The organism is Streptomyces sp. NPDC101152 (assembly GCF_044768275.1).
Lineage (GTDB): Bacteria > Actinomycetota > Actinomycetes > Streptomycetales > Streptomycetaceae > Streptomyces.
Window position 1 is genome coordinate 13,684 of sequence record NZ_JBIWPO010000069.1, and the last position, 17,059, is coordinate 30,742.

The following is a 17,059-nucleotide window of genomic DNA, read 5'->3' on the forward strand; positions in this document are numbered from 1 at the left end:
TCAGGAAAACCCTTGATGTCGGATGCCGGGCGCAAACGGCGTTCCTCCGTTGAATGGTGTGGCGTTGGTCACCGTTGACCGCCTAATCGGAGCGCACTTAGCATCAACGGAAATGGGCCGCCACATTCGGCTGAATTGAGTTGACGGGGAACTCCGGAACTGATTTCCACCGTGTTCTCTTCTCGTGAAGGGTAATCCGTGACCTTACCCCGAATCGCACCCAGTAATCATTCCGACGAAGAGACGGAATCCGCGCCTTTGTCATTGGCCCAGGAGCGTCTGTGGGTCATGGCGCGCATGGACGGAGACGCCGGCGCCGCCTACAACGAGCCCATGCCCTTCGACATCCGGGGGCCGCTGGACCGGAACCTGCTCATCAAGGCGCTGCATCTGCTCGCGGCCCGGCACGAGGCGCTGCGCACCCGGCTGGTCCCGTCAGCGGGTTCGGCTCTTCAGGTCGTCGATCCGCCGGACACGGGGTTCCCGGTGACCTTCGAGGATCTGACGGGACTGCCGGACCGGGGCGAGCGGTTCACGCGCCTACGGGCGGCGGTGGAGGGCACCCCGTTCCGCCCGGGCCAGGAGGCCATGGTGCGCGGTTGCCTGATAGCGCTCGAACCACAGCATCATGTACTGGTTCTGACGGCACATCACATCATCTTCGACGGCTGGTCCCGCTCCCTGCTGCTGAGGGAACTGGGCCTGGTGTACTCCGCGCTGCAGCAGGGCCAGGATCCCTCGCTGCCCGAACTGTCCTGGCAGTACAGCGATTACACGCGCTGGCAGTGGGAGTGGATGTCGGGAGACGAGCCCGCCTCGCACGCCGAGTACTGGACCACCGCACTCGCCGACGTCCCGGCCGTGATCTCGCTGCCCACCGATCGGCCCCGCCCGCCCGAACAGGACTTCCGCGGCGCCCGGTTGCCCGTGACCGTCGACGAGGACCTGACCCGGGCCCTGCGCGCGCTGGCCGCCGACAACGATGTCTCCCTCTATGCGACCGTCCTGACCGGCTGGTCCGTGCTGCTGTCCCTGCTCTCCGGGCAGGACGACATCGTGGTCGGGGCCCCCACGTCGAACCGTCGTCGCGGCGACGTCGAGCATCTGATCGGCTTCTTCGTCAACACCCTCGCCCTGCGTGCGGACCTCTCCGGCTCTCCCACCGTCAAGGACGCCCTGCAGCGGGTGAACCAGCGGATCCGTGACGCCCTCCAGCACGTCGACCTGCCCTTCGAGCGAGTCGTCGAACTCGTCAACCCACCGCGCAGTCCCGCCTACACAGCCCTGTTCCAGACCATGTTCGCCTGGGTCCCCTCCATGCGGAAGGAACTCGAACTCCACGGTCTGGAGGTCGAGTTGCGGGAGGACGCCGCCCACGTCCCCGCGAAGTTCGACCTGGTCCTGGCCCTGGCCGACGAGGGTCGGCACCTCACCGGGGAGATCGACTACGCGGTGGCGCTCTTCGACCGGGAGACCATCCAGCGGTACGTAGGGCATTTGCTGCGGGTGCTGCGTCTGATGGCCGAGAGGCCGGATGCCGAGATCGTCGACCTCACGCTGCTCGACGAGGACGAACAGCGGTCACTCCTCGCCTCCTTCAGCGCAGGGCCCACCGTGACCGGCCCGGCACCGGCGGGCGTGCTGGCGCGCTTCACCACGCAGGTCCGCGAACGCCCCGGACAGTGCGCGGTGGTGGCCGGTGACGCGGAACTGGACTACGCGACCCTCGACCGCCGCGCCAACCGCCTCGCCCACGCGCTGATCGCCCGCGGCGCCGGTCCCGAACGTGTCGTGGGCCTGCACGCCGGCCGTACCACCGAACTCGTCGTCGGCGTGCTCGGCATCCTCAAGGCCGGTGCCGCCTACCTGCCCCTCGACCCCGGCCAGCCCACCGAGCGGCTGACCGCCATGGTGAGCGACGCCGCACCGGTCCTCGTACTGACCGACCGGAACGACAGCGCGGATGACGGCGGAGAGGGGTGGGAGACCCTGGCTAAGGTGGAGGCGAAGGGAGCTCACGACGAGGCACCGGCCGTCGACACGGACCCGACCCGGCTCGCCTACGTCATCTACACCTCGGGATCCACGGGGCGTCCCAAGGGCGTGGCGGTGACGCATGGCAGCGTCGTCAATCTCCTCGACCACTGGCGCGACCTCATGAGCGACGCCCCCGGCGAGGCGTCCTCGGCCTGGTCGAGCATCGGCTTCGACGCGTCCGTGCACGAACTCCTCGTCCCGTTGACCACCGGCGCCGTCCTGCACCTGGTTCCCGACGAACTCCGCGGCGATCCAAAGGCGTTGCTGGACTGGATGCGCGAACGCAAGGTCACCCAGGCGTTCCTGCCCCCGTCCTACGTCCTGTGGATCGGCGAGGACCCGGCCGCCCGCCTGGCCGGCTCAAGCCTGCGTCAGCTCCTCACCGGGGTGGAATCCCTGCCGGAGAGCACCCTGCACCGGATGCGGGAGGTGCTGCCCGGCCTGCGCATCTGCTTCGGCTACGGACCGACCGAGGCCACCCTCTACTCCACCGCCTACACCGACCCGCAGCCGTACGAGCGGTCGTGTCCCATCGGACGTCCGCTGCGCGGCACCCGCCTGTACCTGCTCGACGACCGGATGCGCCCGGTACCCGTGGGAGTCGCCGGAGAGGTCTACCTCGGCGGCGCGAGTCTGGCACGTGGATATCTGAACCGCCCCGACCTCACCGACGAACTCTTCGTGCCCGACCCCTTCGTCCCCGGTGAACGCCTCTACCGCACCGGCGACTTGGCGCGCTGGCTGCCGGACGGCAACGCCGAGTACGTCGGCCGCCGCGACGACCAGCTCAAGCTGCGCGGCTTCCGTATCGAACCCGGCGAGGTCGAGGCGGCGCTGCTGGCGGTCCCCGGGGTGCGGGAGGCCGTCGTCCTGGCGGACCGCGACTCGCCCGGCGGTCCGCACCTGGTCGCCGGCGTGGGATGCGCGGCCGAGGCGTCACGGCTGCCGCACGAGTGGCGTGCGGCCCTCAAGGACCGCCTGCCGGACTACATGATCCCCGCCGTGGTGGCCGAGTTCGAGCGCCTGCCGTTGAACCGCAGCGGCAAGGTGGACCGGGCGGAGGTACTGCGCGTCGCGGCCGGAACCCGCGCGGGGCGGGTCAACACGGCTGCTCCCCGCGACCATGTGGAGATGGCGCTGTACCGGGTGTGGCGCGAGGTCCTGCTGCACCCGGACATCGGCATTGGTGACAACTTCTTCGAGCTGGGCGGCACGTCGATCTCGGCGATCAAGATGGCGTCCGTCGTCGAGCAGGAACTCGGCGTCTCGCTGCCCGTCCGGGACGTCATGCTGCACCCCACCATCGAGGCCCTCGCCGAGCGCGTGCGCGGCAACGGCGGCGATGACGCGCTGTCGGTGGAAACCAGCAGCCTGGTCGAGTTCCGTGCGGGCAGTGGCCGACAGCGCGTGGTGTGCGTGCACCCCGCCGGCGGCACCGCCTTCTGCTATCTGCCCCTGTCGGCCGAACTGGCCGACGACATAGGCGTGGTGGGGCTTCAGGCACCCGGCATCAACCCCGGCGAGTCCACCTTGCCGGACGTGGAGGCTATGGCCGAGGAGTATCTGCGGCTCGTCGCTCCCCGCGCCGACGAGGCACTGGTGCTGTGCGGGCTCTCCTACGGCGGTCTCATCGCCTACGAGATGGGCCGCCGCCTGGTGGCCGCCGGGCACGAGAACGTCAGCGTGGTCCTCCTCGACACCCACGGCGCCCAGGACGACGAGCAGCGCGCCGCGATAGCGCCGGTCGGCATGGCGGAGTTCCGGGACAAGCTCGTGCGCTTCAACGGGATGTACCCGGGAATCGACGACGACCAGGTGGCCCGGTACCTCTCCGTCTACAACCACCACCGCGAGACCGCACGCCACTACGCCGTTCCTGAGTCGGCGGCCCGGGTCGTACTGATGCAGGCGACGGCCGTGGAGGACGAAGCGCAGGACGTCGAGCAGGCTGCGACCCGTCTACGCGCGTTCTGGCAGCGACGCGCCATCGGCGAGTTCGTCGTCGAGCCGGTCGCCTGCGGTCACTGGGACATGTTGGAGAGCGACGAACTGCCCCGGGTCGCCGCCGTCCTCACCGCCGAACTGCACCGGTTGACCTCCGCCCCCGGCCAGGGCGGGACGCACCACATCACAGCTTCAGGCACGTCGGAGGCACCATGAAACCGCGCGACGCGGCCGAGGACTTGAGCACCCCGGCCGGTATAGCCCTCGAGATTCACCGCCGAGCCCTGCGCACCCCGCGAGCAGAGGCGGTCGTCGACGGTGAAGTCCGCCTGGACTACGGGACCTTGAACGCTGCGGCGGCTGCCGTCGCCCAGGAGTTGAGGCGGCGGGGTGTCAGCGCGGGGCAGGCCGTGGCGGTGGCTCTCCCGCGTTCGTGGCGGCTGGTCTGCGTGATGCTGGGCATTCTGCGTCTGGGCGCGCAGGTCGTGCCCCTCGACACGCAGAGCCCCGCCGAACGTCGGCACTTCATCCTCCGGGACTCCGGCGCGGTCGTTCTGGTCCACGCGACGACCGGGAACGTCGCCGATCTCCCGGATCTCACGGATCTCCCGCAGGACGTGACGGCACTCGCGGCGGACGACCTGCTGCCCGAACTCCCGGACACGGGCGGGGACGTTCCGGTGCCGCCCGCCCCTGGCGAGGTGTCCTTCCTGTTCTACACCTCCGGAACGACAGGGCAGCCGAAGGGCGTTGAGGTCCGTGACGCCGGAGTCCGGCGGCTGGCACAACCCGGCTACCTTCGCGTCGAGACCGGTCTGCGCTACGCCTGCCTGGCCAATCCGGCTTTCGACGCGCTGAGTTTCGAGGTCTGGGTGCCCCTGCTGACGGGTGGCTGCTGTGTGGTCCTGGGTGACGGGGACGTGCAGACTCCTGAGCGGCTTGCCGCGGCGCTGCGACGTGGGCGCGTGGACACCGTGTTCATCACGACGGCGCTGTTCAACACGATGGTCACCGCCGTTCCGGACTGCTTCGCCGCGGCCGGTGAGGTCCTGGTGGGTGGTGAGCAGCTCAACCCCCGCGTGATGCGCCGCTGGTACCAGGACAACGCCGACAGCGGCACCCGTCTGTTCAACGTCTACGGTCCGACGGAGTCCACCACCTTCGCCCTGTGCCATCCGATCCCCCGGGACTTCGACGGGGATGTGGTACCGATCGGGCGGCCCCTTCCGCAGACCGGTGCGGTCGTCGTCGTACCGGGCCAGGAGCGGGTCGCCGCTCCTGGCGAGGTCGGCGAACTCCTGTTGCAAGGCGCCGGACTCGCCGTCGGGTACCGCAACCTTCCCGAGGAGACCGAGCGGCGTTTCGTGCGTCTGCCGTGGCTCGACGGCGGCGCGGAGAGGTACTACCGCACCGGTGACCTCGTCAGGGCCGACGACGAAGGCCTGGTGGAGTACGTCGGGCGGACCGACCGCCAGGTCAAGGTCCGCGGCTTCAGGATCGAGCCCGGCGAGGTGGAACGGCGCGTTCTCACCCACCCGGCGGTCCAACGGGCCTACGTGTGCACGCGCCGCGCGGGCCAGGAGGGGCCCAACGAACTGCTGGCGTTCGTCGTCCTCGGTGAGGAACTGTCCTACGAGGAGTTCGATCGCCACCTGTCGAGCCACCTGCCGGTCTACATGCGGCCCCACCAGATCCATGTCGTGGCCGAGTTGCCGCTCAACGCCAACGGCAAGGTCGACCAGGGCGCCCTGCTGCGGCAGACCGGCCGGCCGTGGCGGCCCGCCGTCTCCGGCACCGACACGTCGGCCATGACGGAGACGGAGCGCCGGGTCGTCGAACTGGCCGAGGAGATCCTCGGTATCACCGGCCTAGGGCCGGGCGACCGGTGGATCGCCAGCGGCGGTGACTCGTTGAAGGCGCTCCGGTTCTGCTTCGCCGTACGCCGGCGATGGGGCCGCGAGCTGACCCAGGCGGAGGTCCTTCACGGCGACCTGGCCGCCGTCGCCCGGTCGCTCACCACAGTTCGTCCGGGCGGGGACAGCGCCTTGCCGGCACCGGTGGTCTCGGGTGCCCGCTCGGCGCCTGCCACGAGTGAACAGCAGCGGCTGTGGCTGATACAGCGCCACTCCCCCGCCTCCCGGGCCTACTCCGTCCACCAGGCCTTCCGCGTGGACGGACCCGTCGACACCACGGCCCTGCGGCGGGCGCTGCGCGCCCTGGTGGAGCGCCACGCGGCGCTGCGAACCAGCTTCGCCCTGGGACCGGAAGGCCTGGAGCAGACCGTCGGTGAGCCGTACGACCCCTGGCACGAGCCGGGTCCCCAGCAGGCCTGGGACGAGGAAGAAGCGCACGCCTTCGCCGAGGCCTTCTTCGCCGAGCCCTTCGACCTCGCCGTATCCCGCATGCTCCGGGCCTGCTGGCTACCCGATCACGGCGGCGGCACGCTCCTGCTGCACCTGCACCACATCGCGGTGGACGGCTGGTCGCTGAGCATCCTGCTGAACGACCTGTCGGCCGCTTACGCCGCAAGCAGCCAGTCCCAGGCACCGGCACCGACTCCGCTGGACCTCGCGGCCTGGCAGCGGGACCGGTTCGCGAGCACGGCCTATCAGGCGCAGCGCGATGAACTCCTCACCTTCTACCGGGGTTTGGAGGAGTCGCAGGAGCCGCTGCCCGACCGGGAGGCGGGTCCGGCACCGCGAGCGCGCCTGCTGCACACCTCACTCGACGTCGTTCGGCGGGCCCATGTGGACCAGCTGTGCGCCGAGTTGGGCCTGACCCGGTTCCAGGTCCTGCTGAGCGTGTTCTCGTGGTGCCTGTACGGCGTGACGGGCCTGGTCCGGCCGCGCATCGCCGCCCCGGTCGCGGGCCGACCGGTACGCGAGTTCGAGAACAGCGTGGGCATGATGGCGAACACCGTGCTGCTGCCCCTGACCGTCGCGCCCGGTGAGGACCTGCGCTCGCATCTCGCCCGCACCGGGACCGATACAGGGCGGGTGCTGGGGCGCCAGGACGTGGCATTCACGGACGTGTTGACCGGCTGGGAGGCCGTCGGCGACAGCACCCCGTTCGACTTCCTCTTCGTCCTGGAGAACACCGACTTCGGAGCGCTGCGGCTGCCCGGCTGCGCCCAGCGACCCTTGTGGTGGGCGGCAGCGGAGGCCAAGTGCCCCCTGACGGTCTCCGTGGTCGAGCAAGCGGACGGACTCGACGTGCTGTGGGAATACGCCGAGGGCCGGTTCACCGCCGAGGACGTCGAGGCGATGGCGGAACTGTTCCGGCGCGGGGTGGACGCGCTCGCGTCCGGTGGCCGCTCCACCGCACGTGAACTCATATCGCCGTACCGGCGGTCGCTGCCGGAGCACGGGCGCGGGCCCGCTCCCGCACCGGGCTTCACCACGGTCGCCGAAGGCTTCGCCCGGCAGGTCGCCCGCACGCCGCACGCCCCCGCCGTGGTGACGGCCGACGGCGCCATCCTCACCTACGCGGCCCTCGACGCCCGTGCCGCGGCCCTCGCCACGGAACTGGCCGCCCGCTACCCGATCCCGGCCGACGGCAGTCCCTGCCGAGCGGCTCTGTACCTGGATCCGTCCGCCGACCACGTGGTGGCGCTGCTGGCGCTGGCACGGCTCAACGTCACCGCCGTCCCCCTCGACCCCTCCTACCCGGCCGACGTGCTGCGCCGCGTCCTGGAACAGATCGACCCGGTGTGCGTCCTGACCACGCAGGACAGCTCACCGGCGCTGGACGACCTGCTCCCGGGCGGTGTGGCGCGCCACCTGGTCACGGCGGCCGACCCGGCGCCCCACAGCGGCGGGCCCACATATCCCCCACGCACACTCGACGCACCGACACATGACGGCGCCCGCCCGCTGTACACGCTGTTCACCTCGGGCTCGACCGGTGTCCCCAAGGGCGTGCAGATTCACGACCGCACCCTGTGCGATCTGATCAGATGGCAGTCCGGTCCCGGCGGCCTGACCGCCCCCGCGGTCACCCAGCAGTTCTCGATGCTGGCCTTCGACGTGTCGTTCCAGGAGATCTTCGGGACCCTGTGCACGGGTGGCAGCCTCCAGCTGATACTCCCCGAGTGGCGTCAGGACGTGCCCGCGCTCCTTGACCGGCTGGATTCGGCGGGCACCGAGCGGATCTTCATGCCGTACGTGGCCTTGCAACTGCTCGCCGAGTACGCCGTCCGCCTCAACAGGTATCCCGCCCGGTTGCGCGAAGTGGTCACCGCGGGCGAGCAGTTGGTGTGCACCGACAGCATCCGGCGCTGGTTCGCCGGGCTCCCGGGCGCCCGCCTGTTCAACCACTACGGGCCGACCGAGACCCATGTGGTCAGTGCCCTGTGCCTGGAGGGGGACCCCGCGCAGTGGCCCGAGCGGCCCGCCGTCGGGCGCCCGGTGGCCGGCGCCGATCTGCGGGTGGTGGACGCCCAGGGCGACCCGGTCCCGACCGGGTGCGTGGGCGAGCTGCTGATCGGCGGGACCATGACCACCCGCTGCTACCTCGACGAACCCGCGCTCGACGACACCCGCTTCGTCGAACTTCCCGGAGCGGGATTGTTCTACCGCAGCGGTGACCGGGCGTTCTTCGACCGTGCGGGTCTGCTGCACTACGCGGGTCGTGACGACCAGCAGGTCAAACTGAGCGGGCACCGGCTCGAACTCGGCTCCGTCGAGGCGGCCCTGCTGCGCCATCCGGCGGTGGTCAACGCCGTCGTCACCCGTGACGGCGACCGGCTGACGGCCGGCCTGGAGATCCGTGGCGAGTCGCCCTCCGCCGACGACCTGACCGCGCATCTGTCCGCCCTCCTGCCGTCCTACGTGCGGGTGGACCGCTTTCGCAGGCTGGCGCGACTGCCCCGCACGCCCAGCGGCAAACTCGACCGGCAGGCGGCCGCCCGGGCACCGGGAGAGGAGATAGGTCGTTCCGCGATCGCCCGCACCGGTCTCTCTGCCGAGGAGGAGCGCCTCACAGCAGCCTTCGAGGAGGTCACGGGGTTGGTGATCGCGCCGGACCAGACGTTCTTCGAGGCGGGCGCTTCCAGTCTCGCCCTGATGCGCTTCCACCTGCGCTGCACCACCGCTCTCGGTTTACGCTTCAGCGTCGCGGACCTGTTCGAGCACGTCACCGTGCGCTCCCTGGCCCGCCATCTCGCCGCCCCGCGTCCACTCCCCCCGCCCGCCGAGAGGAACGAGGGCGGGACGCCCGGCCTCGGCGAGCCGATCGCGGTCGTCGGTATGGCGGTGCGGGTACCCGGCGCCCCGGACCTGGCCGCCTTCTGGGAGCTGGTGGTCTCCGGCGGCACCGGTATCCGCCGTATCGACGCGCCGGAAGGAGTCGTCGGCGCGCACAGCACCCTCGACGGGATGCTCGAATTCGACCCGGGCCACTTCGGCATCAGCCCACACGAAGCACGCTTGATGGACCCCCAGCAGCGCCACCTGCTGATGGCCGCCGTGCAGGCGCTCGCGCATGCCGGAGTGGCGGACGCCTCGGCCCCACGGGTCGGGCTCGTGGCCGGTGCGGGAGAGAACACCTACTTCCAGTCCCTGTTGCGCGAGGCGGACCCCGAGCGGCTGCCCGACGGCTTCCAGCTCGCCCTGCACCACGAGAAGGACTTCCTGGCCACCAAGGTCGCCTACCACCTCGGGCTGACCGGCCCCGCGTTCAGCGCCCAGACGGCCTGCTCCAGCTCTCTGGTCGCCGTGCACCTCGCCGCCGGTCTGCTCCGGCAGGGCGAAGCCGACGTGATGCTGGCGGGCGGAGTGCTCGTCGACCCGGGGCTGACCGGCGGCTACCGCTACCGCCCGCAGCACATCTTCTCCGCGGACGGCGACTGCCGGCCCTTCAGCGACGACGCCACCGGCACCGTCGGCGCGAGCGGCGTCGGTGTCGTGGTCCTCAAAACGCTGCGCCAGGCCCGCCGCGACGGAGACACCGTCTACGCCCTCATCACCGGCTCCGCGATCAACAACGACGGTGCGGCGAAGATGAGTTACACCGCGCCGTCCCTGGCCGGACAGCGGGAGGTGATCCGGACCGCCCTGTCCCGCGCCGGACGCACCGGCGCCGACCTCGGCTACGTGGAGGCCCACGGCACCGGCACCCGCCTGGGCGATCCCATCGAAGTGGGGGCGCTGCGGCAGGCGTTCGACGTGAGCGAGTCCGGGCGCTGCGCCCTGAGTTCCGTCAAGAGCCAGCTCGGCCACATGGGCGCTGCCGCCGGTGTGGTGGGCCTGGTGCGCGCAGTGCTCGCCGTGCACCACGGGACGCTCCCGCCCAACCTCAACTTCCGTGCCTTCAACCCCGAGATCGGCCCCGATCCCACGCCGTTCTACGTCCCCGTCGAGGCCACGCCTTGGCCCGAGGGACGCGAACGGGTGGCGGCGGTCAGCAGCTTCGGGATCGGTGGTTCGAACGCCCATGTCATCGTGGAGCAGGACACCGCGCCCGGACCGGCGCCGGCCCGTGAAGTGCCCCAGTGCATCGTGCTGTCCGCCTCCAGCCCGGAGGCCCTCGCCGCCGACGCCGCACGCATCGCCGACTACCTCCAACTGCACCCGGAACGGCACGGGTTGGTGCTCCGGCATCTCCAGGCCGGACGGGTCGCCCGCCGCCTGCGGACCGCGGCACCCGTGACGGACACCGCCGCGGCCGAGCGGTGGCTGCGCGAAGTGGCCACCGGAACGGTGCCGCTCGGTACGGCGGACCCGGACGCCGCCCCGGTCTCCGCGGACGGTCGAACGGCCCACGAACTCGCCGAGGACTGGATCGCCGGACGCCCTGTCGACTGGGGGGCGGGCTCCGCTCGGGCGCCGTGGGATTTCCCGCCCCCGTCCTTCTCCCTCGCGGAATACGACTTCGACCGGCTGTCCGAGGAACCGCAGGAGGACCCGGCCACCGCACCTCGGCGGCTGCCCCCGGAGAACTGGCTGCACCAGCCGCACTGGGTCCGGCTACGCCGTGCCACGACCGCCAACACCACCGTGCCGGCCGACTGCGCCTCCGCCGTGGTCGTCGTCGCCTCCGAGAACACCCCGCACACAGCCCTCGCGCCCTTCGAGGCGGTAGCGTCGCGAGTGATACGGGTGTACCCGGCCGGCGCCTTCGCCCGCAGAGGACCAGACGCCTACGAGACGGACCCCGCCGATCCGGATTCGCTGCGCCGGCTGCTCGACGCGCTGTCCGAGGACGGCGCACCAGCCTCCGCCGACCTGGAGTGGGTGCACGCCCTGCCTCTCGACGTGACGGGGCCGGTCGGTCCCGGCACCCTGGAACGGGCCCGTCACGCCTGTCTCGACAGCACGGCGGCCCTGGCCCAGGCGCTGGCCGGGCGCAACGGCACCCCCCGGGTGTGGTGGCTGTCGTACGCTGCCCGGCCCGTGGCGGGAACGGTGGACCGACCCGAACTGGCCCTCCTCGCCGGACCGGTCGAGGTCGCCCCTCAGGAGTCCGCCCTGAGCGGCCACTGGCTGGACCTCCCCGACGCCGACCTCACCCGCTGGGCCGGACAGGTGGCCTCGGTCATCGCGGAAGCACGTGAGGAGCGTCGTCCCGACAGTCCGGCCCTGCCGCGCCAGCTCGCGCTGCGGCAGGGTTACTGGTGGCGGCCGGGCACGATACCCGTACCGCAGCCGGGGAGTACGCGGTCGCTCGTGCCGGCCGCAGCGAACACCGTCCATCTGGTGCTCGGCGGCACAGGTGGCATCGGCCGCGCCATCGCCGCCTGGCTGCTCGAACACACCCGCGGCCGGGTCCTGTTGTTGTCGAAGAACCCGAGGCTGCCCGAGGAGTTGAGCGGATGGGCGGACCGCATCGGCCTCGTCCCGGCGGATCTCGCGACCATGCCCGTGCACGACGTGGTGGCCGCCCTCGCCGAGCACACGTCACGCCTTGACAGCGTCGTCCACGCCGCCGGTCTCGCCCACGGCGCGCTGCTCGTACGACGTGACGCCGCCGCGATGCGCGACGCCGCGGCCGTCCGGGAGAGGGGCGCACTCGTCGTCGAGCGCCTGATCGAGGTCTTCCGCCCCGACATCGCGGTCTACTGCTCCTCGATGTCCGGCCTGCTCGGCGGTGTCGGTCAGAGCGACTACGCGGCAGGCGCGAGCCTCCTCGACGGTTTCGCCCACCACCGGGCCACCGAGACGGAGACGACCGCACGGATCGGCATCGACTGGGACATCTGGCGCGAGACCGGAATGGCAACCCGGGTCCTGACCACGGACAGCCGCCATCAGGCTCACCTCGCGGTCGGCCTGACCGTCGAGGAGGGCCAGGCGGTCTTCGGCCATGCCCTCGCCCGGCAACTGCCTCAACTGCTCGTGTCCACAACCGACATCGATGTCTCCCGCGACTTCTACGCTCCTGCGGCGGACGCGGACTCATCGCCGGCGCGTCCGGCGACCGGAGCGGAGGAACCTTCCGGCACCGGCGGTTTCGCAGCGCGAGCAGAAGCCATGGCGCGGGTGATCCGGGACCTGCTGGGCGTGGACGAACTCGACCCCGAGGACTCCCTCTACGACCTGGGCGCCGACTCGCTGACCCTGATCAGCCTCATCGCGCAGATCGAGGACGACTACGGCATCGAGTTCGACCTCGCCTCCTTCAGTCACCGCGTCAGCCTCACGGAGATCCTGAAACACATCGAAGCGGCCCTCACCAGCGCCGAGCCCACCACCGAGGCGACCGACAGCCCCTCCCGGGTCGTGCTCGACATATGGCAGGAGGGAACCGGTCCGGCCGTCCTGTGCCTCGTGCACCCCGTGGGCGGAGACATCCAGGCCTACCGCTCCCTGGTGGCAGCGCTCGGCCCCGCGCCGACGGTGTGCCTCATCGCCGACCCGGCACTGCGCGACGCGGAGCTGCCCGTATGGTCACTGGCCGAGCAGGCCCGCCACTACGACGCGGCGCTGCGTGCGCGGTTCGGCGGACGGGACCACCGGCTGCACCTGGCCGGGTGGTCCTACGGCGCCCGCGTGGCCATGGAGATGGCGGCCCTCGCCGAGACCTCAGGCCGGCCACTGGAAGCGCTCTACCTCCTGGATCCGCCGCCGCCCGAGGCAGGAGCGCTGGTCGCCGCCTACGACGAGGCTCAGCTGGAGAAGGTGTTCGCGGCCGAACTCGGCACCGACGCCTCCTCGTTGCCGACCGAGCACGCCAAGGCGTACGCCGACAGCCTGACCCGCTGCTGCCGCGCGAACCTGCGCAGCCTCGGGGACCACCGCGTACGGCCGCTCGTCACCGTCCTCACCTTTCTGTGGCTGGCCGAACACCCGACCGTAGGACTGCCCACTCCCGCGGACCCTGAGGGGACGACCCGTGGGTGGAGCGCATGCCTGCCCCCGTCCGCCGTACTCAGGTCTCTGCCCACGGACCACTACGGCGTCGTCGCGGCGCCGCATGTGGACGCGGTGGCCGAGACCATCAGGACGACGCTGACGTCTTCGTAATCCCACTTTGCCTCTGGAGGACCACATGGAGCCCTACGAACTCGAAGCACTGGAAGCGGTGACCAAGCGTCCCGTGCACCCCTACCGCACGCTCACCGTGGAACGGATCACCCCCGTTCTGGGAGCGGAAGTCTCGGGCGTCGATCTGTCGCAGGACATCCCGCCGGAGCAACTGGACGAGATCCGGGCCGCCTTCCTCGATCACCACGTCCTCGTCTTCCGCGACCAGACGATCACCGCCGAACAGCACAAGCGCTTCGCCGCCACCTTCGGCGAACTGCGCCCCGTCAACCCGCCCCCGCCGGAGGGCGATCCCTACGTCCTGGAGATCCGCACGCCGTCGGCCGCGGCGGACGTGGCGGGCAACGGCTGGCACGCGGACGGCACCGCCGACGCCGAACCGTCCCTGGGGTCGATGCTCTACATCACCGAGATACCGGAGCCGGGGTGCGGCGGCGACACCCTCTTCGCCAACATGCACCTCGCCTACAGCATGCTCTCGCCGGCCATGCGCGCCCTGCTGGACCCACTGACCGCGATCCATGACGGCGCGCAGGCCCTGGCCGGGTACACGCCGCCCGCGGACTACGTCATCCCCAAGAGCGAACATCCGCTCGTCGCGCGGCACCCGGAGACCGACCGCAAGCTGCTGTACGTCAACAAGGCCTACACCAGCCGTATCCCGCAGCTCTCCGCCGACGAGAGCCGGGCCCTGCTCGACCTGCTCTTCGACATCATCGCCCGCAGGCCCATCCTGCACTGCCGCGTGCGCTGGACGCCGGGCACGCTCGTCTTCTGGGACAACCGCTGCGTCCAGCACCACGCGACCTACGACTACTACCCCTACGCCCGCTACGGCCAGCGCATCGCCATCAACGGCGGTCCCGTCAAGGGCTGACCTCACCCCCCAGCCGTCGCCGAAGAACCGCGGGGGTAACTTTTCAGCCACCGAGAACCGGTAGTCTTCCGGCTGCGTCGTAGCGCAGTGTGCGATGGCTTGAACTGTGGGGGGACCACATGAGCAGCGAGATCTACTTCAGCAACAACTACCGGGACCTGTGTGAGCGCAATGGCACGGGGGCCGGATTCCAGTTCGAGTTCTCCTGCTCCCGCTGCTACGACACCTGGCGGTCGCCGTTCGAACCGTATGCCGGCGAACGGGCGGCCAGTTGGCTGCAGAAAGGGGTCGACGTCGCCTGGAGCCTGTTGGGCAACACGGGCCGGGGGGTGACGTCGGCGGCCGACGGACTCGCGGGCGCCGGCTGGGGACACGCACGCGACCACGCCTTCCAACGCGCGATCAGCAACGCACAGGGCCACTTCAACCGCTGCGCGCGCTGCACCCACTACGTCTGCGCGCGCTGCTGGAACGGGGCCCAGGGCTTGTGTCTGAACTGCGCCCCCGACACCGCGGCCGAAGCCATGGCGGCCCAACAACGTGGCCTGAACGACATGGCCTCACAACGGTCCTATGCCGCCGGGCAGCAGGCCGGGCAGTCCTACGACCCTTCCACGCCCCGGCAGTTGGTCTGCCCCCAGTGCCGAACGGAGACCCACGGAGCCGCCTTCTGCTCCGGATGCGGCTACCACCTCGCCCACTCCCCCCTGTGCGCTTCATGCTCCACCGCCGTGCCCGATGGGGCGGCCTTCTGCCCGGGATGCGGCACCCGTCAATAGCCCACCGCACGCTCCCCATGATCGCCGGACGCACTGCCTGGCCTCGCCCTACACGGCGTTGTCCAGCGCCAGGGTGAGCTCGGCGATCCGCCACTCACCGTCGGACCGGCACAGGCCGAACGTGTGGACGCCTGTCGAGATCATCTGGATGCTCTCGCCCGTGTTCCTCGTCTGCAGCAAACAGGCCCGCGCCTCGGCGGTGGCGGCGTCCGTCGCCGTGACCAGACGTTGCCCAGGTGGTGTCGCACCCTTCCGGTCTGGGCGGTGTGCCCGTCGCGGATGAAGTCGAGCACCGCCGCGCGTCCGGCGACCGGGCCGAGCAGCCCCTGTCCGGGCATCGTGAAGGTCCGGGTGGTGTCTTCGGTCAGGACCGTTTCCAGCTCGGGCACATTCAGTTCGTCCAGGGCGTAGGCGTAGTTCGCCACGGCCTGCTGTAGTTCGGCGATCACGAGGCCACCGTCAGCGTCATGCGGTTTGGACTGCAGAGGGATCTGCGGAACATGCGCCAGGACTTCAGGCGGACGACGCCGCGTTCGACCGGTGCCCCTTGCCGCGGCCAGGGCCCGGTTGATTCCGTGTCCGTTCCCATCCCGATGGAATCTGCGGGGCATAGGTGAGCGTGACGACGCCTGTCGCACTCGACGTTGCGGCAACGAACGGCAGCGAGCGCGGCAGACCACTGTCGAAGAGCCGTTTTCCCTCGCCGACGACAAGGGGGTGGACGCCGAGGTTCAGCTCGTCGATCAGGTTGTGTTGGAGCAGGGTTCGCATCAGCGTGAAGCTGCCGTACATGATGATGTCGCCGCCGGGCTCCTGCTTGAGCTTCGCGACGGTCTGCGCCGCTTCACCGGTGAGGGCGGTGGCGTTCCAGGACAACGGACCGCGCAGCGTCCTCGTCACGACGAGCTTGGGAATGTTGTTCATCGCCTCGGCATACGGCCCCGTATTGCGCGACCAGGCCTTCTCGACGATCTCAAAGGTCGCCCGCCCCAGCAGAAAGGTGTCGCCGGCCAGGAGAGCGTTGGTGGCTCGCTGGCGTGAGGTGTCGTCGAAGTAGTCCAGTGCCCAGCCGCCGCGTTCGAGCTCGCTGAATCCGCCGGGATCCTGGACCACGCCGTCAAGCGTGACGAATGCTCCCGCGATGAGCTTGCGCATGATGGTCTCCGTCCTCGGGGTCGGACGTTCCGGCCCACGCATATGAAGACTCGGGTCAGCTCCGAAAGGAATCGGTCGCTGCTCGGGACCGGTCGGCATTCGCAGCAGCGGCCGCCGGCTGCCTACTACCTCAGCCGTAGACCGCGATCTTCACGTGCAAGTTGGCGGCTACTCGGTTGACGGCTGGACCTGCCGGTCGAGTCGGTACCGGCGGAGGCCTTCAGCCCCCTCGGCCAGATCTTCGCAAACGACCAGCCCGCGTCCAGCGCGTACACTCGGCGGACACTCGGCTGGGAGCCCAAACACCCGAGCCTGCTGGAGGACTTGGAGCACATCCAACCCTGCCCGACTACCCGGCTCCCGCCCGTACCCGTTCTGCGACATCCGCGTGGTCATCTGGTCCCTCCTTCGTGGAAACCCCCGGCTTCAGTCGGGGGAGGAAGCGAAGCTCCTGCGGAGCAGGGCAGGGAGAGCCGGTTCGCCGCCAGGGTGGACCGGCGTTCGCCGGCTGCCGACCGACAACCCTGGCTCACACAGGAGCTGATAAGACGTGAGGTGTGATGCGGCAGGTCAAGCGGGCGTTCAAGTACCGCTTCGTGCGCCACGAGGCGCTTGTTCGTCGCGCAGGGGTGCGAGACCCCTGCTACCGGGTTGTCGCAGCAGCCCGAGGAAAGTTGGGGGCAGCCTGATCCTCGGAACGGAGGGAAGGGCGGAGAGCAGCCCCGACAAAGCCGGGACACGGTGACACTGCCAGGCGCCGTGGGTCCGGCGAACGAGTCCAGCAG

At 70.4% G+C, this 17,059-nt stretch carries 6 protein-coding genes and 2 pseudogenes; 4 read left to right on the plus strand and 4 right to left on the minus strand.

The window, feature by feature from the left end; all coding sequences use genetic code 11:
• The first annotated feature begins 198 nt into the window (after positions 1 to 198).
• From ACIRVK_RS41480 to ACIRVK_RS41495, 4 genes are all read left to right on the plus strand, one after another.
• Positions 199 to 4,197 (plus strand): amino acid adenylation domain-containing protein, encoded by a 3,999-nt coding sequence (locus ACIRVK_RS41480; RefSeq protein ID WP_404256678.1) that lies wholly within the window; start codon positions 199 to 201, stop codon positions 4,195 to 4,197.
• On the plus strand, positions 4,194 to 13,442 hold the full coding sequence (locus tag ACIRVK_RS41485) for an amino acid adenylation domain-containing protein (protein ID WP_404256680.1): 9,249 nt from the start codon (positions 4,194 to 4,196) through the stop codon (positions 13,440 to 13,442). The genes ACIRVK_RS41480 and ACIRVK_RS41485 overlap by 4 nt, the downstream gene beginning before the upstream one ends.
• Positions 13,443 to 13,467: 25 nt before the next feature.
• Positions 13,468 to 14,340, plus strand: a complete 873-nt coding sequence (locus ACIRVK_RS41490) for a TauD/TfdA dioxygenase family protein (protein WP_404256682.1) — start codon at positions 13,468 to 13,470, stop codon at positions 14,338 to 14,340.
• A 119-nt stretch (positions 14,341 to 14,459) separates the two neighbouring features.
• Complete coding sequence (locus ACIRVK_RS41495; RefSeq protein ID WP_404256684.1) at positions 14,460 to 15,119, plus strand: zinc ribbon domain-containing protein; 660 nt, start codon at positions 14,460 to 14,462, stop codon at positions 15,117 to 15,119.
• A 48-nt stretch (positions 15,120 to 15,167) separates the two neighbouring features.
• On the opposite strand, the gene ACIRVK_RS41500 is transcribed toward ACIRVK_RS41495, so the two are convergent.
• The 4 genes and pseudogenes from ACIRVK_RS41500 to ACIRVK_RS41515 all read right to left on the minus strand — a co-directional run.
• Positions 15,168 to 15,299, minus strand: coding sequence for a hypothetical protein (locus ACIRVK_RS41500; protein ID WP_404256688.1), 132 nt, complete (start codon positions 15,297 to 15,299; stop codon positions 15,168 to 15,170).
• Positions 15,260 to 15,568 carry a nuclear transport factor 2 family protein gene (locus ACIRVK_RS41505; protein ID WP_404256686.1) on the minus strand — a complete coding sequence of 103 codons (309 nt, stop codon included), beginning with the start codon at positions 15,566 to 15,568 and terminating at the stop codon, positions 15,260 to 15,262. Before ACIRVK_RS41505 ends, ACIRVK_RS41500 begins: the two co-directional genes overlap by 40 nt.
• Positions 15,565 to 15,691, minus strand: a pseudogene (locus ACIRVK_RS41510) (IS5/IS1182 family transposase); the annotation flags it as partial. The pseudogene ACIRVK_RS41510 and the gene ACIRVK_RS41505, both read right to left, overlap by 4 nt.
• Before the next feature lie 64 nt (positions 15,692 to 15,755).
• Positions 15,756 to 16,373, minus strand: a pseudogene (locus ACIRVK_RS41515) (dihydrofolate reductase family protein); the annotation flags it as partial.
• Between the last annotated feature and the right edge of the window lie 686 nt (positions 16,374 to 17,059).